This window comes from Methylorubrum sp. Q1, from assembly GCF_004683995.1.
Lineage (GTDB): Bacteria > Pseudomonadota > Alphaproteobacteria > Rhizobiales > Beijerinckiaceae > Methylobacterium.
Genome location: NZ_SRHQ01000002.1, coordinates 35116 through 54765 on the forward strand (window position 1 = coordinate 35116; position 19650 = coordinate 54765).

Annotated in this window: 14 protein-coding genes; 10 read left to right on the top strand and 4 right to left on the bottom strand. The window is 68.8% G+C overall.

All coding sequences use genetic code 11. The features are described 5' to 3' along the window. Nucleotide 1: 1 nt before the first annotated feature. From E4V01_RS02070 to E4V01_RS02080, 3 genes are all read right to left on the bottom strand, one after another. Complete coding sequence (locus E4V01_RS02070; RefSeq protein WP_135297229.1) at nucleotides 2-1474, bottom strand: carbohydrate porin; 1473 nt, start codon at nucleotides 1472-1474, stop codon at nucleotides 2-4. A gap of 179 nt (nucleotides 1475-1653) precedes the next feature. Beyond that, a complete protein-coding gene (locus E4V01_RS02075) occupies nucleotides 1654-3114 on the bottom strand; it encodes a hypothetical protein (RefSeq protein WP_135297230.1) in 1461 nt (486 codons plus the stop codon). 181 nt (nucleotides 3115-3295) lie between these two features. Next, the gene (locus E4V01_RS02080; RefSeq protein WP_083530784.1) at nucleotides 3296-3967 is read right to left on the bottom strand and encodes a GntR family transcriptional regulator; all 672 of its coding nucleotides are present in this window, start codon (nucleotides 3965-3967) and stop codon (nucleotides 3296-3298) included. Nucleotides 3968-4130: 163 nt separating this feature from the next. Here E4V01_RS02080 and dctP point away from each other — a divergent pair, with 163 nt between their 5' ends. The 7 genes from dctP (at nucleotide 4131) to E4V01_RS02115 (ending at nucleotide 9996) form a co-directional block, all read left to right on the top strand. Continuing rightward, on the top strand, nucleotides 4131-5153 hold the full coding sequence (dctP, locus tag E4V01_RS02085; RefSeq protein WP_135297231.1) for a TRAP transporter substrate-binding protein DctP: 1023 nt from the start codon (nucleotides 4131-4133) through the stop codon (nucleotides 5151-5153). Continuing rightward, a complete protein-coding gene (locus E4V01_RS02090) occupies nucleotides 5150-5884 on the top strand; it encodes a TRAP transporter small permease (protein WP_135297232.1) in 735 nt (244 codons plus the stop codon). The genes dctP and E4V01_RS02090 overlap by 4 nt, the downstream gene beginning before the upstream one ends. Further along, nucleotides 5881-7233: a TRAP transporter large permease gene (locus E4V01_RS02095; protein ID WP_135297233.1), complete on the top strand. Its 1353-nt coding sequence runs from the start codon at nucleotides 5881-5883 to the stop codon at nucleotides 7231-7233. The genes E4V01_RS02090 and E4V01_RS02095 overlap by 4 nt, the downstream gene beginning before the upstream one ends. A gap of 167 nt (nucleotides 7234-7400) precedes the next feature. Beyond that, the gene (locus E4V01_RS02100; protein ID WP_135297234.1) at nucleotides 7401-7598 is read left to right on the top strand and encodes a NepR family anti-sigma factor; all 198 of its coding nucleotides are present in this window, start codon (nucleotides 7401-7403) and stop codon (nucleotides 7596-7598) included. A gap of 782 nt (nucleotides 7599-8380) precedes the next feature. Then, nucleotides 8381-8614 (top strand): hypothetical protein, encoded by a 234-nt coding sequence (locus E4V01_RS02105; protein WP_060769066.1) that lies wholly within the window; start codon nucleotides 8381-8383, stop codon nucleotides 8612-8614. 67 nt (nucleotides 8615-8681) lie between these two features. Further along, the gene (locus E4V01_RS02110) at nucleotides 8682-9728 is read left to right on the top strand and encodes a cysteine synthase A (RefSeq protein ID WP_135297235.1); all 1047 of its coding nucleotides are present in this window, start codon (nucleotides 8682-8684) and stop codon (nucleotides 9726-9728) included. Nucleotides 9729-9840: 112 nt separating this feature from the next. Next, nucleotides 9841-9996, top strand: coding sequence for a DUF3309 family protein (locus E4V01_RS02115; protein WP_135297236.1), 156 nt, complete (start codon nucleotides 9841-9843; stop codon nucleotides 9994-9996). A 99-nt stretch (nucleotides 9997-10095) separates the two neighbouring features. Here E4V01_RS02115 and E4V01_RS02120 read toward each other — a convergent pair whose 3' ends face one another. Next, nucleotides 10096-11577 (bottom strand): serine protease, encoded by a 1482-nt coding sequence (locus E4V01_RS02120; protein WP_135297237.1) that lies wholly within the window; start codon nucleotides 11575-11577, stop codon nucleotides 10096-10098. Nucleotides 11578-11730: 153 nt separating this feature from the next. Between E4V01_RS02120 and E4V01_RS26065 the strand changes: the two genes are divergently transcribed. The 3 genes from E4V01_RS26065 to pbpC all read left to right on the top strand — a co-directional run bounded on the left by E4V01_RS26065 (nucleotide 11731) and on the right by pbpC (nucleotide 19646). Beyond that, nucleotides 11731-11928 carry a DMT family transporter gene (locus E4V01_RS26065; protein ID WP_245517394.1) on the top strand — a complete coding sequence of 66 codons (198 nt, stop codon included), beginning with the start codon at nucleotides 11731-11733 and terminating at the stop codon, nucleotides 11926-11928. A gap of 112 nt (nucleotides 11929-12040) precedes the next feature. Next, complete coding sequence (locus tag E4V01_RS02130) at nucleotides 12041-17359, top strand: alpha-2-macroglobulin (protein WP_135297238.1); 5319 nt, start codon at nucleotides 12041-12043, stop codon at nucleotides 17357-17359. A gap of 4 nt (nucleotides 17360-17363) precedes the next feature. Further along, complete coding sequence (pbpC, locus tag E4V01_RS02135) at nucleotides 17364-19646, top strand: penicillin-binding protein 1C (protein WP_135297239.1); 2283 nt, start codon at nucleotides 17364-17366, stop codon at nucleotides 19644-19646. The last annotated feature ends 4 nt before the right edge of the window (nucleotides 19647-19650 follow it).

Sequence of the window (19650 nt, forward strand, 5' to 3'; positions counted from 1 at the left end):
CTCAATACTGAACCGTCGCGCGAAGCCCCAGCACGGCGGCGTTGCGCACCCGGCGGCCTTCCGGGTCGCGCGGGTTGGCGATGCCGCCGCCGGGATGCAGGATCAGTTGCGCGTCCGGCTGGACGGTGAAGCCCGGCACCACCACCGCCTGATAGGTCGCCTCGATCACCGTCTCGGCCCGCCGCCGCGGCATCGGCATGCCGGTCAGGACGATGGTGTCGATATCGGACCGGCGCGCGTCGTCGGAGAGGCGGGCATGCGCCAGGCTGAGGCCCACCGTGTCGTCGTCGCGGCCGGGCAACAGGCCCTTATAGGCGAGGCCGGTGTCGAGATAGGCGGAGACGAGGCTGGAACGGGTCGGCGACCACGCCGCTCGCACGAAGAAGCCGAGGCCTTCGTCGTCCTTGCCGGTTTCCCGGTAGAGCGTCTGGTCCCAGATCGCGTAGATCCCGGCATTGCCGCGCAGGCGCCGGCCGATGCCGGTGGAGTTCGGGTCGGCGAGCGGCAGGCCGGTCTGATCGAAGCGCAAGCTCTCGAAACGCCCGAAATGCTGCCAGCCCCCGAGGGTGATGTCGCCGGGCAGTTCCTTCGAACCTTCCTGCGTGTTGAAGGCGTAGGTCGCCTCGGCCACGACGAGGGCGGGGTCGCGGGTGCGAAAATTGGTGCCGGTGCGGTCGAGGCGCTGCCCCTCGGGGTCGTCGCCGGGGCGGCTGGCCCCGGCCGGGTCGCCGTCGTAGAGCCCGGCTTGGAGCGAGAAGCCGTTGCCCGGCACGTATTTGGCCCGGATCGCAGGCGCGGCGAGCGGGTAGGCCGGGCCGCCGCTCGGCAGGTCGAGCCCGGTGATCGCCGGCCAGCCGAAGGTCGAATTCACGAACAGGGTCGCGGTCTGGCTGACGAAGAACTCGGTGTCGGCCGCCTGCTGGCCGATCCGGATGCCGAGCTTCCCGTCGAAGAGTTGCTGGTCGAGCCACAGCACGTAGAGGCGGGAGGCCGGCAGCGCCTCGATCACGCTCGCCGGGATCAGGTTGCCGACGTAGTAGCGCGACAGGCCGGTGCCGTGGATGAAGTAGGCGTTGGCGTGCATCGTGGCGCCGTCCCAGCCGGCGAGCCGCTGCAGGTCGAGGTTGAGCCGCAGGTTCAGCCGGTCCTCGACGATCGCCCCCTGGCGAATGCCGCCGACGGGATTGCCGAGCGTCTCGGCGATGTAGGTGAGGCTGTACTCGATGCCCCGCTCCTTCAGCAGGAGCCGCAGGCCGAACGGGTCGCCGAGCGGTCCGAGGGAGGGTTCGATCGAGCGCACGTAGCCGCCCGAGGCCTGGCTCGTCGATTCCGGCTGGGACACCGAGATCCGCGGATCACCGCCCGCGCCCTCGTAGACCGGCCGCCCGGTGGGCTGCGCCAGGGCGGGCGATCCGGCGAGGGCCGTCAGGGCGAGCGCGACGGGAAGGGCGCCTGGAATGGGGCGGCGAGGCAAAAGCCGTTTCCTGCGGGGGACGAGAGAGCATGAGCTTATGGCGTCCTCCGTAATCCTGCCAGGGCATCAGAACGGAAGACTAATTTCAGGGCTTGAAGACCGTCCTCCAAAGATTGAACCGTACCCACACTTGCCACCCAAATTGCCGCAGCAGAATACCCTTACCTGATAATTAGTTTTTATTGCTCTAGATGATACTTAGAAAGATTTTCATGCACTGCGCGCTCAGCCTCTATAAACAAACTATCCGCATTTGGTATAGTTATTGTGCGGGTGAGCACCTCTTCTATGACTTCCTTCGTAATAACGAGTACGCCGAGCCTCTCAGCTTGATCAAGATCGGCTCGAATCTCTTCGCGAGTGCGCGACGTCACCATGACTGGAATGACTTTTAGATGGCGGTTGCCAGATAGCACGATCCGTTCCTTTACAAGCTGCGCTCGTTGTATCAACATTGGAAGCTTGTTGTCAGCCTTCAGCAATCCTGTCGTGCACTCTACTACGAAGAAATGTCCTTCAGGCGTCGTAGCGATGAGATCAGCAAAATCTTGTGTTTTTGCCGTACCTCCTAATGTTGCAGTTGAAAGTCCGAGTAGCCATAAGAGCCAAGATACGCCTATCTCCAAATCTCGAGCATTTTGTCCCCTTCCCTGCTTTGAAAGAAATTCCCGAAGAAGCACGAGCTCAAGGTCAAATACCTCGAAGGCTGTCCTACGAGGATTTTGAGATGTCGTAGGATCTACGATCCAGAAGAAGTGCTGCGCCACGCCGCTGTAGGACGCAAAGCACTGTATTACGGATGACGATGGAACTTCTATTTTTACATTACCAATTTTAAATTTTTCGGACTCTTCCCAGTTAAGCTCTTCACCGCACAATGACGTTCTTGCAAAAACCTTTCCTTGGTGAAGCACACGATATCCTAGCCTAAACCCCTTATTGTCAAGCGAGTTGGCAAGCCTAACTTTAAGAAACGCTTCATTCCCTGAGATATAGGAATCTGTATCTATCAGAGCAACCTGAAATGCAATCACGGAAATGTTCAGATTACCACGGAGAGAGCCAAGCTGTAACGAATGAAGGACATCTTCTAGGCCATGATATGGCTCTAAAGCTGCCCGCAGATGCCAACCGAGCGCGACAACATCTAAATATCCATCTACTATGGCACCATCGAGACGCAGAACATTCAACCGCTGCTGAATCGCGAGCCCATCTTCATGAAACGGCTCGAAGTTGGTGGCATAGCGCCCGGCTTCACCTGATGGAAATCTGAGCTCGCCAAATGGCGTTGAAATGGAGCCAAGCAATGCTCGTCTGATAAATTCTTCGGAAGACATATTAACTTCGGAAATATTGAATCTTCCTGCCAATACATCGCTAGTTTCGAAAGATGATTTCTCTAAATCTATACTTGTATTTCTAAAAAGAGACGCTTGCACAAGGGTGAACACCCCCAAGTGCTTGACTGCTACAAACGCGAATATGTCGGCTTGGTAGCCACCTTCGATGGGACGAAGCGCATCAAAGAAAGCACTGACATTTTGTTGGGCAGGGTCGGTTGAAGCGTTTTTCAAAATCAACTCCTTGGTTTCATCATTATAGAAATTATCGGGCATCCAATCAACTGACAGGTGCATCCTTCTTTATCGAATACATCCATGCCCTATCAATAAAACACGGACGCAATTGCACCAACGCGAATTTATTACGCAATCTCGTCATGATTATGCAAATACAATAACTTTTGCATTTTTGCGATACTGCCGTATAGATATTGTAGTTTTACATGCGTCCAAAGCGTCGCTTACAGGAGTCTTCTCACGCCGCGCTGTGATCCAGCGCCCGCAGGTTCGCCACCAGCTCCGAAAACCCGTCGCCCTGAATCAGGACGTGGCGGCGGAGCTGATCGGCCGCCGCGGCGCCATCGCTGGCGAGGATCGCGGCGACGACCGCCTCGTGCTCGGCCAGCGACTGCGCCATCCGGTGGCGGGCGCGCAGCTGCAGCCGCCGGTAGGGCGAGAGGCGGCGGTGCAGCGCCAGCGCCTGCCCGCACAGGAAATCGTTGCGGCAGGCGCGGTAGATCACCGTGTGGAAGACGTAGTTCTCACCGTAATAGGCTTCCGGATCGCCCGCGGCGGCCGCCCGTGCGCAGGATGCAAGGGCGCCCGTCAACTCCGCCTCGAGCTCCGGGGTGAGGCGGCGCGCGGCGAGCCGGCCGCAGGCCGCCTCCAGCTCCGCCATCGTCTCGAACATCTCCAGGAGATGCCCCGGCTCGGGCGCGCTCACCACCATGCCGCGGCGCGGCTTGGTCTCGACGAGCCCGGTCGCGGCCAGTTGCAGCAGCGCCTCGCGGATCGGCGTGCGCGAGACGCCGAAGCGCTCGGCGAGCTGCGTCTCGTCGAGACGCGCGCCGAGGGCGAGGCGCCCCTCGACGATCTCGTCCTCGATCGTCTGCCTGAGGCGCTGGGTCTGGTTCATCGGTCGAGTCATCGGCGATTTCCTGCCGATCCATATTCAAGGGCGTTGACAAAATATGCAAGATGACGCGATCTTGCATTAAATGCTGCGCTGAAACGTATATTGTGCGCTGCACAAAAGTCCGCGTGAACGGACGAGCAGAATTCCGCGAAAGCGGTATTGGGAAGGAAACGCCATGACGCTGAACCGCCGCCACCTGCTCGCGGCCGGGCTTGCCGCGCCTGCCCTGCTGAAGCTCGGAACCGGTCCGGCCCGGGCCGCGACGACCCTCAAGCTCTCGCACCAGTTCCCCGGCGGCACCGTCGACGAGGGCGACTTCCGCGACCGGATGTGCCGGAAATTCGCCGCCGCCCTGAAGGAGCGCTCGAAGGGCGCGATGGAGGTGCAGGTCTATCCCGGCTCCTCCTTGATGAAGACCAACGCCCAGTTCAGCGCCATGCGCAAAGGGGCGCTCGACCTCTCGCTCTATCCCTCGCCCTATGCGGGCGGCGAGGTGCCGGAGATGAATATCGGCCTGATGCCGGCGCTGGTCTCCTCCTACGCCCAGGCGCTCGCCTGGAAGGACGCGCCGGTGGGCCGCAAGCTCACCGAGATCCTGGAGGCCAAGGGCATCGTGCTGGTGTCCTGGGTCTGGCAGGCCGGCGGCATCGCCAGCCGCGAACGCCCCCTGCTGACGCCCGACGACGCCAAGGGCATGAAGGTCCGCGGCGGCTCGCGCGAGATGGACCTGATGATGAAGCAGGCCGGCGCGGCCACGCTCTCGCTGCCGTCGAACGAATCCTATGCCGCGATGCAGACCGGCGCCTGCGACGCGGTGCTGACTTCTTCCACCAGCCTGATCTCGTTCCGCCTGGAGGAGATCTCGAAGGCCCTGACCTCCGGCCGCGAGCGCTCCTACTGGTTCATGCTGGAGCCGATCATGATGTCGAAGATCGTGTTCTCCGCTCTGCCCAAGGACCAGCAGGATCTCGTCATGGCGGTCGGCGCCGAGCTCGAGAGCTTCGGCCAGGAGGGCGCCAAGGCCGACGACACCCGTGTCGAGGAAGTGTTCGGCAAGGCCGGCGCCAAGGTGGTGCAGCTCGACGAGGTCAATCTCGGCAAGTGGCGCGACATCGCCCGCGACACCGCCTGGAAGGACTTCGCCAACAAGAACGCGAGCTGCGCCGAGCTGCTCAAGCTGGCGGAGAAGGTCGGATGAGCCACGCCTTCGACGCGGCCTCGGCCGCCTCCGAGACGAAACGCGCCGAGGAGCCGCGGATTCCGGGTCTGCTCGGCGTGTTCGAGCGGACCACGCGCCGGCTCAACCACCTCATCCTGGTCTGCGGCGGGCTGGCGCTCGTCGCCGCCTGCCTCGTGCTCAGCTACTCCGTCCTGACCCGCTACGTCTTCCACGAGCCGACCGAGTGGCAGGACGAGACCGCCGTCTTCCTCATTGTCGGCGCGACCTTCCTCTCGGCGGCGGGCGTCCAGGCCAAGCGCGGCCACGTCGCCATCGAGGCGCTGACCGGCCTGCTGTCGCCGGGCGTCAACCGGGTACGCCTGATCTTCGTCGACATCGTCAGCCTCGCCTTCGTGACCTTCTTCGCCTGGAAGAGCTGGAGCCTGTTCCACGAGGCCTGGGAGGACGGCCAGATCTCGCAATCGACCTGGGGGCCGCCGCTCTGGATTCCCTACCTGCTGATGGCCGCGGGCATGAGCCTGCTCGCCGTCCAGTTCGTCCTGCAGATCACGGAGGCCGTCCTCTACGGCCCGCGCGCCGCCGGCTGGGCCAAGCCGAAGATCGGCATCGGGGCGGACGTGAACCGCGACATGCGCGGCCGCCCGGATCTGACGCCCGAGGGGCCGGCCCCCCTGGAGAGCACGATCACACCGACCACACCGACAGCGGCCCCGGTTCGGCCGGTCACGACGAAGGGAGGCAAGGCATGAGCACCGCCGCGATCGGCTTCCTCTATGCCGGGGCGACGCTGGGGGCGATGCTCTCGGGCATCCCCATCGCCTTCGCGCTGGGCTTCGTGGCCCTGGCCTTCATGTACGTGTTCATGCCCGCCGCCTCGCTCGATACGGTGGCGCAGAACGTCTACGAGGAGATGGCCTCGATCACGCTGCTCTCGATCCCGCTCTTCATCCTGAAGGGCGCAGCGATCGGACGGAGCAAGGCGGGCCAGGATCTCTACTCGGCGATGCATGCCTGGATGCACCGCATCCCCGGGGGCCTCGGCATCGCCAACGTGTTCGCCTGCGCGCTGTTTGCGGCGATGGCCGGCTCCTCGCCCGCCACCTGCTCGGCGATCGGCTCGGCGGGCATTCCGGAGATGCGCCGCCGCGGCTACTCGCCGGGCTTCGCCGCCGGGATCATCGCCGCGGGCGGCACGCTCGGCATCCTGCTGCCGCCCTCGATCACCATGATCCTCTACGCGGTGGCCGCCGAGCAATCGCTCGGGCGCCTGTTCCTGGCCGGCATCGGCCCGGGCTTCCTGCTGGTCGCGCTGTTTGCCAGCTGGTCGGTGTTCCGCTTCCGCTCCGAATTCGCGGCGGCCAAGCTCGCCTACGAGCGGACGGGCGCGCAGCATCCGATCCTCAAGGAGGACAGCTACAGCATGCGCGAGCGCTTCTCGACGCTGCCGCGGGTGCTGCCCTTCGTGGTGCTGCTCACCGGCGTCATGGTCGCGCTCTACGGCGGCTACGCCACACCCTCCGAGACCGCCGGCCTCGGCGGCCTGCTGGCGCTGGCGCTGATCGCGGTGATCTACGGCGTGTGGCGCTTCCGCGATCTCGACCCGATCCTCACGGCGACGCTGCGGGAATCGACCATGCTGATGCTGATCATCGGCATGTCGCTCCTCTACGCCTACGTGATGAGCTACCTCCACATCAGCCAGGCGGCGGCCCAGGCCATCGTCGCGATGCAGCTCTCGCCCTGGCTCCTGCTCGCGACCATCCTGGCGCTCGTCATCGCGCTCGGCTTCTTCCTGCCGCCGGTCTCGATCATCCTGATGACGGCGCCGATCATCCTGCCGCCGCTCAAGACCGCCGGGTTCGACCTCGTCTGGTTCGGCGTGGTGATGACGATCACCATGGAGATGGGGCTGATCCACCCGCCGGTGGGCCTCAACATCTTCGTCATCAAGAACATCGCCCCCGACATCCCGCTCAAGGACATCATCTGGGGCACCCTGCCCTTCGTGATCCTGATGGGTGTCGCCATCGTCCTGCTCTGCCTCGTGCCGGGCATCGCCCTCTGGCTGCCGGACCTGCTCCTGCCGACGACCCGGTAAGAACGGCGACCGCACGTGGACCGATGGTCTCGAGGAAGAAGAACCCTCCGTGCCCCGGCACGGAGGGTTAATCGCTTCTTGGTCGCCTCAGTAAAACTCGCCTTAACTTTCGAGCGCGCAGGATCGCCGCCTCACAGCCGCTTCCGGCACCGGACGGGAGACGATCCGTGACGAAGCCCATCGCCGACACGAAACGCGCAGAGGATGCCGCGGCCGCGCCGCCGCTGAGCCCGAGCGTGCGCCGCCATCTCGGCAAGAACCTGCGCAGCCACTATGCCGACAGCCTCACCGAGCCCGTCGGCGAGCGCCTCGAAGCGCTCATCGGCCGCCTGGACACACTGCAGGACCGGGCGCCGCGCGACTGACGCTCTCGAAAAACGGTCCCGGCAAGCCGAAAACCCCGGCCGCGACGGAGCGACCGGGGTTCTTGAAGGATGCGGTGCGGGTTTGCGCGGGAGCGCGGCGCTCAAAAGCGCCTCACGAGACGCCCGGCCGCCGACCGTGTGCTGTCGCCCACGACGGCATGGCGGGTGTCGTCTCGGGAGGCCCTCAGTCGAGGGCGACGGCGACCAGGGAAAACAGGCCCGCCAGCAGCAGGTTGCAGGCGATGAGGGCGACGACCGTCATGGATTGGATTCGCGACTGAGAGAAAACGGGGCAGGCATCGAAGGCGGCGGATGAAACCGCCGCGAGAGAAGCGTCTAGCGGGAGAAGCTTGACGGAGTGCTCATCCCGCCCGATTGCGGCGCCGAAGCGGCTCGGTTCGCCAAAACCGGTGCAGGAACATCACAGTTCTCGACCGGCGGCCACATTGCACCGTCGCGGTTGAACCGGACCTGAACCGAAAGCGCGGGACGGTCGCTCGAAGGGCTCGCGCCGGATGGTCGGGGGTTTCGCTCCGCGTGCAGATCCTCGGAAGCGAAACTCTGAAAGGCAGGCCTTGCGCGGCGCTCTTTTGCAGCGCGAGGCCGATGAACGCGGCGTCAAGAGCGGCCCGCTGGCGCGGCATGATCGGCTTCCATGCCGCCCCCGGCGCTTCGGAGCGATGAAGGCCGACACGCTGTTTTTGGGTTCACCTCGCCAATATTGCTAAGATTTGGTTAACCGATTAGGCTGGCATCGTCCCGTTTCGAGACAGGAGCCGGCCATGATCTCCCTGAACGAGACCTTCCTTACGGCAGCCGGCCTTTTTGGGCTCGGCGCATCCGCGGCATCGGCCGGAAACCCGGCGGAGCCGCAGGACTTCCGGGATTTTGACCGGAGCGATACCGCGTCCGATGGCGAGGGAAGAACGCTGTCGCAGGACGCCGCCGAGGCGGATGACCCCTTCTTTACTGCAGTCGCCGACGCCTTGCGGGAGGCGGGCTACCTGGATTCCTGAAAATCGGTTGGTTAAGCCTGCCTGATCCGCCGCCCCGCGCGGGCGCTCAGGAAGGCCGCCGCACCGCATGTCCGCATCCTCCGCCGTCTCGCCCGACGTGCTCGCCGCCATCGGCGGCACGCCCCTGATCCGGCTGCGCCGCGCTTCCGAAGAGACCGGCTGCACCATCCTCGGCAAGGCCGAATTTCTCAATCCCGGCCTCTCGGTGAAGGACCGGGCGGCGCTCTCGATCGTGCGGGATGCCGAGGCGCGCGGTCTGATCCGGCCCGGCGGCACCATCGTCGAGGGCACCGCGGGCAATACCGGGATCGGGCTGGCGCTGGTGGCCTCGGTGCGCGGCTACCGCACCGTGATCGTGATCCCCGAGACGCAATCGGCGGAGAAGAAGGAGACGCTGCGGCTCGCCGGCGCCCGGCTGGTCGAGGTGCCCGCCGTGCCCTTCGCCAACCCGAACAACTACGTCCACGCCGCCCGCCGCCTCGCCGAGCGGCTGGCGGAAACGCAAGAGGCCGGCGCCTTTTTCGCCGACCAGTTCGACAACACCGCCAACCGCCGCGCCCATATCGAGGCGACCGGCCCCGAAATCTTCGCGCAGACCGGCGGCGCGGTCGATGGCTTCGTCTGCGCGGCGGGCACCGGCGGCACGCTGGCGGGCGTGGCCGAGGCGCTGCGGGCGGCCAAGCCCGGCGTGAAGATCGCCCTGTCCGACCCCGAGGGCTCGGCGCTGCACGCCTATTACAGCACCGGCACGCTCAAGGCCGAAGGCTCCTCGATCACCGAGGGCATCGGACAGGGCCGGGTGACAAAGAACCTCGAAGGCTTCACGCCCGACCACGCGTTCCGGATTCCGGACGCGGAAGCGCTCGGCATCGTCTTCGCCCTGATGCGCGAGGAGGGCCTGTCGCTCGGCGGATCGTCCGGCATCAACATCGCGGGCGCGATCCGGCTCGCCCGCGAACTCGGGCCCGGCCACACCATCGTGACGATCCTCTGCGACGGGGCGGCGCGCTACGCCTCGAAGCTGTTCAACCCCGCCTTTCTGCGCGAGCGCGGCCTGCCGATTCCCGCCTGGCTTGCAGAGACCGGAGGCGCTCTGCCGGACTGGCGGGCCTGAGGCCCGACGACCTCCGGATAAGACCCGAGCCGGCTGAACGAAATCGCCGGCAGAAGCGTTGCTGTTGGCGCTCAGGCAAAGGGGTCTGGGCGGACCAAAGAGGCTTCCGCCGATGACCATCACCACCATCCTCCTGATCCTGCTGATCCTGCTGCTGTTCGGCGGCGGCAACTTCTACGGCGGCGGTCGCTTCCGCGGCCCCGGCTTCGGCCTCGGCGGCCTGCTGATCATCATCCTGATCGTGCTGCTGCTGACGAACCGGGTCTAAGAGTGCCTCGCAAAACTCCCGGTCTCTGACCGTTCCCATTCTGGCGATGACAGCGCGGCGGGAGTTTTGTGAGAGGCACCATAAGCCCGGCAGCACCCCTCACCGGGCGCAGGTGATGGCAACGACGGTGTCGAGAACGGGCGCCGCCGCCCCGCCCAGCGTGGTCGCGGCGCCCTTCGCAGTCTCCCTCGCCACGTCCTTGCCCGCTCCGGCGGGCAGGCCGCTCTCGCTCAGGAAGGCGGCGACGGCCTTCCCCGGTACGACGGCATAGCGGGTGGGCGGCATCACCCCGGCGATCAGGCGGGGCGCGGTGGGAAAGCGGGCGACGAGTCCGACGAGCTGGCCCGACCGGTCGAGCACCGGTGCACCACCGGCGCCGGGCTGGAGCGGGGCATAAACGCCTTCGACGGCAGCGGTGGCGGGGGCGACGCTCGGGCGGCCCTTCGCCTGGGCGCCGAGCACGAGCAGGGCTTCTCCCTCGCTCACCGGCTCTGCGCGGAGCGGCGGCGGCGCGCCACCCGCGAGCCCTTCGGCGGACAGAAGCGCGAGGCTGCCCGCCGCATCGCGCCGCTCGATCCGGGCCGCCGCACCGCCGACGCGCGGCGCGGCGCACGCTTCAAGGGCAGAGGTTACCGTCAGCACCCGCCCGCCGCCCAGCAGCAGGCCGGTCGCGGCAGGGTGCGCCTCGGCCGGCATGCCGGGCAGCGGCGGTGCTGCGGGCGCGGCCGCCATGCCGGAGGCGGGCGCGCGAGGGACCGGGCCGGTGGCCGTCGTCGGAGCGGTGGGAGCCGGCGCGTCCTCGGGAAACGGTGAAAAATTGTTGGCCACCGCGATGACGAGACGATCGACCGTATCCGCCAGCGCCCTGTCGTAGCCGAGGGTGAAGCCGCGGATGCCCTGGGGGCCTTCGGCGTAGCGGATATAGGAGCGCCCGCCCGCGGTCTCGGCGGTGATGACGATGAAGTCCGGCTTCTTCAGCTTGTAGGTGACCTTGCGGCCGGGCATCGCGGCGATGGCGCGCTCGAACAGGGCGTCGAGGCTGGTCTCCCCTTGCGGGAACGACTTGGTATCGAGGGTCACCCGCCCGTCGGTGCTCTGCCAGCGGGTGCCGCCGGGGATCGCGGTCTTTCTCGGCAGCAGCGCCTCCGGCACGCCGACCACCACGCCGCTCGCCGGATCGGGCTGGACCTTGAAGCGCGACGCCCGCCGAGCCTCCTCCGCCTCGCGCTTGAGCGCCGCGCGCTCCGGCGGCGCGAGCAGGCCGGTCGGCGCGGCGCCCGTGCGAGTCTGGTAGGTCTGGATGCCCTCGAAGCTGCGTTTGCCGAAGGCCCCGGTCGTCACGCCGTTATAGTCGCCGGTCCAGACCAGGGCATCTTGCAGGCCCCGCCGCTCCGCCTCGGGCAGTGCCTCGAAAGCCGCCCGCGCCGCCTCGAAGGCGGGATCGGGTGCGGGCGGGGCCGGGGCCGGGGCAGCGGGCCTCGGTCGGGCCGGCGCGGCCGGTGGGAGGGGCCCCTGCGCGAGCGCCCCCGTGACAAGTCCGGCGGCAAGCAGGGCCGGCAGGCCGGCGCGAAAAGCTTTCATCCGTCCCGTCATCACCACCGCTCGATTCGACCTGCGGGCGATGATGACAGCGAGGGCGTGCCCCCCACAAGCCGCGGCGCACCGCCGTCATGCGGGATCGTGATCGCGCCAAGGGGGCCGCATCGGTGGACGGGCCGGCCCCGGGCCACAGCTTTGGCGCAGAAGTTCCAGAGCAACGTCCCGAAAGGTGGTTGCCGGCTTTCGGAAAAAGATGATGCGAAAACAAGAACCTCAAGCATCGTCCTCGACCATTTCGGGCTGCTCGGCGTGCCGCTCCATGAGGCGAACCTTCCGCGGCTCGGCGGGGCGCTGTTTCTCCTCGCCGGCGTTGCCCTGATCTGCATCTTCTGAGGTCTGTCTTCCCCGATGGCCCTGCGCCAGCGTTGCGGCCGGCGCGGCAAGTGATAGCGTGCCGGCCGCGGGCGCCCCTGCTTCGGGCGCACCGGTCGGAGGAGACGCGCACATGTCCCAAGGCAAAAGTCTCGGGCCCCTCGGTGCGACGTTGATCGGCGCGATGCTGCTCGGTGTTCCGGCCCTGGCCCAGGCTCCACGTCCGGCCGCGCCCCCCCCTGCGCCCTTGAGATCGGCGACCGCACCGGTCGCGAAGACCTTTGTGCGCGAGGCGCTGGCGAGCGCGGGCGTCCGATTGGAGACCGCGCTCAAGAGCGAGGCGCCCCCCGGCGCCAAGACGGCGGCGCAGTGGCGGCGCGAGGCGGAGGTCGCCGCCCAGAACGAGGGCGGGGAGCCCGACGCCGAACTGAACGCCCGCGCCGCCGCCGTCGCAGCCGACCCGAACGACGTCCGCAACTGGCTCGACTACGCCAACGCGGCCCTTGCCGCCGGCAATGACGAGGAGCGCGCCGACTATTCCGCCCGGTTCAAGCTGAAGGGCCGCGCGAGCGCCGCCGCCTATCAGGGCTACCTGCGCGCCAAAAACCCGGCGGACGAGGCCCGCGCCCTGGCCCGGCTCGGCGAGATCCAGGCGGCCCAGTCCGAGTGGCGGTCCGCGCTGGAAGCCTACCGGGCGAGCCTCGCGATCCGGGACGAGGCGCAGACCCGTGCGGCCTACGAGACGCTGCGCGCCGAGCACGGCTTCCGCATCCTCGACTACAAGGTCGATTCGGACGCCGCCGCGCCGCGGGTCTGCTTCACCTTCTCGGAGGGTCTCGTCCCGAAGACCGATTATGCGCCCTACATCGCCGTCTCCGGCGCGGCCAACGCCGCCGTCACGGCGGAAGGCTCCCAGGTCTGCGTCGACGGGCTCAAGCATTCGGAGCGCTACGCCTTCGTGGTGCGCCAGGGCCTGCCCTCCTCGGTCGGCGAAAACCTGCTGAAATCGGCCGATTACGAGGTCTACGTCCGAGACCGCTCGCCTCAGGTGCGCTTCACCGGCCGCAACTACGTTCTGCCGCGCACCGGTCAGGCCGGCGTGCCGCTGGTCTCGGTCAACGCCGACAAGCTCGATGTCGAGGTGCTGCGCATCGGCGACCGCGGCCTGCTGCCCGCGCTCCGCTCCGAGGATTTCCTGAGCCAGCTCAGCGGCTCGACGGCCAAATCCATCGCCGACCAGAAGGGCCAGCGCATCTGGAAGGGCACGCTCGATACCGCCAAGGCCGAGACCAACCGTGAGGCGGTCACCGCCTTCCCCGTGCTCCAGGCGGTCGGCAAGCTGGAGCCCGGCCTCTACCTGATGCTGGCCAAGCCCACCGGCACCACCGATTCGTCGGAGGACGAGTACGGCGGCTACGAGACCCAGGCGACGCAGTGGTTCGTGGTCTCCGATCTCGGGCTGACCGCCTTCAAGGGCCGCGACGGCGTGCACGTCTTCGCCCGCTCGCTCGCCAGCGCCAGGACCGTGTCCGGCGCCGAGATCCGGCTCGTCGCCCGCAACAACGACGTGCTCGCGGTCGCCAAGACCGACGGCCAGGGCCACGCCGCCTTCCCCGCCGGCCTCGCCCGCGGCGAGGGCGGGCTGGCGCCGGGCCTCGTGGTGGCGCAGGTCGGCGACGATTACGGCTTCCTCGATCTGGCGCTCGGCGCCTTCGACCTCTCCGACCGTGGAGTGAAGGGCCGCCCGGCGCCCGGCGGCGCGGAGGCCTACCTGTTCCCCGAGCGCGGCGTCTACCGCTCCGGCGAGACGGTGCAGCTCACCGCGCTTCTTCGCGACCCGCAGGGGGCGGCGGTGGCCGGCCTGCCGCTGACGCTGGTGGTCAAGCGGCCCGACGGCGTCGAGTATCGCCGCGCGGCTGTCGCCGACGAGGGGCTCGGCGGGCGCTCGCTCGCCCTGCCGCTGATGGCGGGCGCCATGCACGGCACATGGCGGGTCTCGGCCTATACCGATCCGAAGGCGCCCGCGGTCGGCGAGGCGAGCTGGCTCGTCGAGGATTACGTGCCCGAGCGCCTGGAGGTGAGCCTCACCCCGAAGACGCCGAGCCTGACCCGCGGCGAGGCCGCGACCATCGACGTCGCCGCGCGCTACCTCTACGGCGCGCCGGGCTCGGGGCTCGACGTCTCGGGCTCGGTCGCGGTGCAGGCGGCGGCCAATTCCGGCATCAAGGGGTTGGACGGTTTCTCCATCGGCCTCGACGACGAGGCGGTCGAGGCGACGACCGCCGAGATCGACGCCAAGGCGACGACGGACGCGCGGGGCCATGCCAGCCTCACCGTGCCGGTACAGGAGGTGGCCGCCCCCCGCGCGCTGGAGGCCAAGATCACCCTCGCCGTCGGCGAGCCGGGCGGCCGGGCGCTGAGCCGCAGTGTGACGCTGCCGATCCTGCCGGCCCGGCCCGTGCTGGCGATCCGCAAGAACTTTTCCGCCGATCTTGCCGAGAACGCGACCGCGACCTTCGATGTCGCCATGGCCGCCCCCGACGGGCGGCGTCTGACGCAGGACGGCGTGACCTGGACACTCTCGAAGGTGGATCGGACCTATCAATGGTACCGCGCCGACGGGCGCTGGAGCTTCGAGCCGGTCAAATCCAGCCGCCGCGTCGCCGACGGGCGCGTGGCGATCGGGGCGGAGGCGCCCGCGCGCATCGCCGTGCCGGTGGGCTTCGGCCAGTATCGCCTGGAGGCCAGCGTGCCGGGCCAGCCGCAGGCGGCGGCGAGCGTGTCGTTCACCGTCGGCTGGGGCGGCTCCGAGAGCGCCGATGTGCCCGACCTCCTCGACCTCACCCTCGACAAGCCGGCCTACGCCGCGGGCGAGCGTCTGCGCGCCCGTCTCCAGCCGAAATTCGCCGGCACCGCGACGCTCGCCATCGTCGGCGACCGCGTCCACGAGATCCGCGACGTGACGGTCGCGGAGGGCGGCACCAGTGTCGACATCCCGGTCAAGGCGGAATGGGGCGCGGGCGCCTACCTCGTCGCCACCGCCTACCGGCCGCTCGACCAAGCGGCCAAGCGCATGCCCGGCCGGGCGCTCGGGGTGGCGTGGTTCTCGGTGGACAAGGAGAAGCGCGGCCTCTCCGTCGCGATCGAGGCGCCGGAGAAGGTGCGCCCCCGCGGCACGCTCACCGTGCCCGTGAAGCTCGCCGGGCTCAGTGCCGGCGAGGAGGCGCGGGTGACGCTGGCGGCGGTCGATGTCGGCATCCTCAACCTGACCCGCTACGAGGCGCCGAACCCGTTCGCCTATTTCTTCGGCCAGAAGGCGCTCGGACCCGAGATCCGCGATCTCTGGGGCTACCTGATCGACGGCATGCAGGGGACGCTCGGCGCGATCCGCTCCGGCGGCGACGGCGGCGCGGCGGAACTCGCCGACGCGCCCCCGACCCAGGCCCCGCTGGCGCTCTATTCGGGCGTGGTCACGGTCGGCGCCGACGGCACGGCCAAGATCCCGCTGGAACTGCCCGCCTTCAACGGCACCGCCCGCCTGATGGCGACTGCCTGGACCAAGGCCAAGGTGGGCCAAGCCCAGGCCGACGTGATCGTGCGCGACCCCGTGGTGCTCACCGGCACCCTGCCGCGCTTCCTCAATGTCGGCGACCGCTCGCGCTTCTTCGTCGCCCTCGACAACGTCGAGGGGGCGGCCGGCGACTACACCGTCGATCTCGACCTCACCGGCCCCGTCGTGGTGGCGGGCGAGGCGGTGCGCTCCACCCTGCGCCTGGAGGCCGGCGCCAAGGGGCAGCTCGTGATCCCGATCACCGCCGCCGGCCCCGGCACGGCCCGGCTCGACCTGAATCTCACCGGCCCCGGCATCCAGGGCAGCGCCGGCCAGTCCTTCGCGCTCGGGATCAATCCGGGCACCGGCGCGCTGGTGCGCCGGAGCGTGCGCCCGCTGGAGCCCGGCGCCGGCCTCGACCTGACGCCGGATCTGCTGGCCGACATCCTTCCCGGCACCGGCGCGGTCTCCGTCTCGGCCAACCGCCTGGGCGGCATCGACGTCGCCGCCCTGCTGCAATCGCTCGACCGCTACCCCTACGGCTGCTCCGAGCAGATCGTCAGCCGCGCGATGCCGCTGCTCTACGTCAACGCGCTCGCGGCCGGCGAGAAGCTCGGGCTGGACGGGAAACTCGACGAGCGGGTGCGCGGGGCCATCGAGCGGGTGCTGGCGCGCCAGGATTCGGGCGGCGCCTTCGGTGCGTGGTCGACGGAGAATGCGGGCGACACGTGGCTGACCGCCTACGTCACCGACTTCCTCACCCGTGCGCGCGAGCGCGGTTTTGCCGTGCCGCAGACCGCGTTCAACAGCGCGCTCGACCGCCTGCGCAACACGGTGGCCAACACCACCAATGTCGAGAACGGCGGCATGGATCTGGCCTACGCGGCCTATGTGCTCGCCCGCAACGGCCGGCCGGTGATGGGCGATCTGCGCTACCTCGCCGATACCAAGCTCACCGACTTCGCCACGCCCTTGGGTCGCGGGCAGCTCGCCGCCGCGCTGGCCCTCCTCGGTGATCGCGGCCGGGCGCAAAAGGGCTTCGAGGCGGCGGTGCAGGCGCTCCAGGCCGAGCGCGATCGGGGCACCTATCGCGCCGATTACGGCTCGCGCCTGCGCGACGGCGCCGCCCTGCTGGCGCTGTCGACCGAGGCCGGGTTTTCTCAAGCGACGCTGCAACCGGTCGCCGCCGTGCTCGGCCAGGAGCGGGCCGACGGCCGCTCGACCAGCACCCAGGAGAATGCCTGGATGGTGCTGGCCGCACAAAGCCTTGCCAAGGAATCGGACAACCTCGCGCTCACCATGGACGGCAAGACCGAGACCGGACCGCTCGCGCGGCTCTACCGGGCGCCCGCCCTGGAGGCGCGGCCGGTACGGATCGTCAATGCCGGCCGCGAGGCGGTGCCCGTCGCCATCGGCGTCCAGGGCAATCCGATCGCCCCGGAGCCGGCGGCGTCCCAGGGCTTCACGGTCGAGCGCAGCTTCTATCGGCTCGACGGCAGCCCGGTGGATCTGGCCAAGCCGCTGCGCCAGAACGACCGCCTCGTCGTGGTGCTGAAGGTGACCGAGGCCAAGGCCAGCGCCGGGCGCCTGCTGCTGGTCGATCGCCTGCCCGCGGGCCTGGAGATCGACAACCCGAAGCTGCTCGACGCCGATGCGCTGTCGGGGCTGAGCTTCGCCAAGAGCGAGGTGGCCCCGGTCCATACCGAGTTCCGCGACGACCGGTTCGTGGCCGCCTATGACCGCACCCCGGAGCAATCGGCCTTCTTCTCGGCGGCCTACACCGTGCGCGTGGTCTCGCCCGGCAGCTACGTGCATCCGGGTGCGAGCGTGGAGGACATGTACCGCCCCGAGCGGTTCGGGCGCACCGCGTTCGGATCGGTCGAGGTGACCTCGGCGAAGTAGGGGCATGGCCTCCGACGCAGATCCCCTCTCTCCGCAGGCGGGGAGAGGGCCGAGCCCCCCTCGTCGGGGCCGCGGCGAGGCGGCAGCCGAGGGTGAGGGGCCTTGTCCGAAAGAGGATCGTCCTGAGCCGCCCCGTCACCGCCGCTCCGGCGACGCCTCCGTGACCAGCCTGCACGACAAGGTGCAGCCTGGCCTCTCTCCGCGCGCGGGGAGAGGGGGACGCGTCGGCACGGTTCTCGCCCTCTTCGTCATCGTCGCGCTTCTGCTGGCGGGCGCCCTCTGGCGCTACGCGGACACCCTCCCACCCCTCGACCTGACCCAGGCCTCGCTCCGCTCGACCGTCATCCTCGACCGCAAAGGCCAGTTGCTGCGCCCCTTCGCCACCGCCGACGGGCGCTGGCGCCTGCCCGTCAGCGCGGACGCGATCGATCCGCGATACCTCGCCATGCTCAAGGCCTACGAGGATCGACGCTTCGACAGCCATCCCGGCATCGATCCGGCGGCGACGCTCCGCGCCGCGTGGCAATGGCTCGCGCACGGCAAGATCGTGTCGGGCGGCTCGACCCTGTCGATGCAGGTCGCCCGCCTCGTCGAGCCGCGGGCCGAGCGCTCGCTACGCGCCAAACTCCGGCAGATGGTCCGCGCGGTCGAGTTGGAGCGTGCACTCGGCAAATCGGGCGTGCTCGACCTCTACCTCGCGCTCGCCCCCTATGGCGGGCCGGTCGAGGGGGTGCGGGCGGCGAGTCTGGCCTATTTCGGCCGCGAGCCGGCCCGGCTGTCATTTGCCGAGAGCGCGCTCCTCGTTGCCCTGCCGCAATCACCTGAGGCGCGCCGGCCCGACCGCTTCGCCGCCAACGCGCGGCGCGCCCGCGACCGGGTGCTCGACATCGCCGCCGAGCGCGGCGTGCTGACCGCCGCCGAAGCGCAGGCGGCCAAGGCCGAGCCGGTGCCGGTTGCGCGAAAACAATTCCCGATGCTCGCGGCCCATGCCGCCGAGCAGGCTCACGTCGCCGACCCGGAGGCGCGGCTGCAGCACCTGACCCTCGACGCGCGCCTCCAGGCGAGCCTCGAGGCGCTGGCGACCGAGCGCGCGGCGGCCGCCGGCCCGGCGCTCTCCGCCGCGATCCTCGTCCTCGACAACCGCACCGGCGCGGTGCTCGCCCATGTCGGCAGCACCGGCTACCTCGACGCCGCCCGCGCCGGTGCCGTCGATGCCACGCAGGCGGTGCGCTCGCCGGGCTCGGCGCTCAAGCCCTTCATCTACGCGCTCGCCTTCGAGGACGGGCTCGCCCACCCGGAAACGCTCCTCGACGACCGCCCAGCGCGCTTTGCCGCGAGTTACGCCCCGGAAAACTTCGATATGGGGTTTCGCGGCACGGTCACGGCGCGGGTCGCACTCCAGCAATCGCTGAACCTGCCCGCGGTCGAGCTTCTGGATGCGGTCGGCGCCGCCCGCTTCGTCGCGCGGCTGCGGGGCGCCGGCGCGACGGTCCTGTTGCCGCGCGACACGGCGCCGGGCCTGCCCGTGGCCCTCGGCGGGCTCGGCATCACGCTCACCGACCTCGCCCGGCTCTATGCGGGTCTCGCGCGCTCCGGCACCGTGCCGGCGCTGGCCCGGCGCCTCGACGGCCCCGCCGCCGGCCCGGAGCCGGAGCGGCGGATCGCCGATCCGGTCGCGGCTTGGTACGTCGCCGACACCCTGCGCGGCGCCCCGCCGCCGGAGAACGCCCTGCCCGGCCGGATCAGCTTCAAGACCGGCACCTCCTACGGCTACCGCGACGCCTGGGCGGTGGGGTTCGATGCCCGCGTGACGATTGCCGTCTGGATCGGCCGCCCCGACGGCGCCTCGGTGCCGGGCCTGATCGGGCGCAGCCACGCCGCGCCAATCCTGTTCGATGCCTTCGCCCGGTTCGGCGGCGAGCCGGAGGCCCTGCCCCGCCCCCGCGACGCTCTCGTCGTCGCTACCGCCGCCCTGCCCCCGCCGCTGCGCCACATCCGCCGCGATGCGCCGAAAACCTTCGCGGCGACGCTCGGCGTGCCCCTCAAGATCGCCTATCCGCCGGACGGTGCCCGGGTCGATCTCGGTTTGAGCGAGGGCGCGCAGGCCCGCCTCGCCCTCAAGGCACTGGGCGGCCAGCCACCCCTGACCTGGATGGTCGATGGCCTGCCGGTGGCCGAGGCGATGCGCCGGCAATCGGAATGGAGCCCGGAGGGCGCGGGCTTCGCGCGCATCTCGGTGATGGATGCGGTGGGCGCGAGCGACAGCGTGGTGGTGCGGCTGGAGTGATGTG

Coding starts and splice junctions, on each gene's coding strand:
- E4V01_RS02075 (WP_135297230.1), bottom strand. CDS start 3,114: ATGCACCTGTCAGTTGATTGGATGCCCGATAATTTCTATAATGATGAA.
- E4V01_RS02080 (WP_083530784.1), bottom strand. CDS start 3,967: ATGACTCGACCGATGAACCAGACCCAGCGCCTCAGGCAGACGATCGAG.
- dctP (WP_135297231.1), top strand. CDS start 4,131: ATGACGCTGAACCGCCGCCACCTGCTCGCGGCCGGGCTTGCCGCGCCT.
- E4V01_RS02090 (WP_135297232.1), top strand. CDS start 5,150: ATGAGCCACGCCTTCGACGCGGCCTCGGCCGCCTCCGAGACGAAACGC.
- E4V01_RS02095 (WP_135297233.1), top strand. CDS start 5,881: ATGAGCACCGCCGCGATCGGCTTCCTCTATGCCGGGGCGACGCTGGGG.
- E4V01_RS02105 (WP_060769066.1), top strand. CDS start 8,381: ATGATCTCCCTGAACGAGACCTTCCTTACGGCAGCCGGCCTTTTTGGG.
- E4V01_RS02110 (WP_135297235.1), top strand. CDS start 8,682: ATGTCCGCATCCTCCGCCGTCTCGCCCGACGTGCTCGCCGCCATCGGC.
- E4V01_RS02115 (WP_135297236.1), top strand. CDS start 9,841: ATGACCATCACCACCATCCTCCTGATCCTGCTGATCCTGCTGCTGTTC.
- E4V01_RS02120 (WP_135297237.1), bottom strand. CDS start 11,577: ATGAAAGCTTTTCGCGCCGGCCTGCCGGCCCTGCTTGCCGCCGGACTT.
- E4V01_RS02130 (WP_135297238.1), top strand. CDS start 12,041: ATGTCCCAAGGCAAAAGTCTCGGGCCCCTCGGTGCGACGTTGATCGGC.
- pbpC (WP_135297239.1), top strand. CDS start 17,364: ATGGCCTCCGACGCAGATCCCCTCTCTCCGCAGGCGGGGAGAGGGCCG.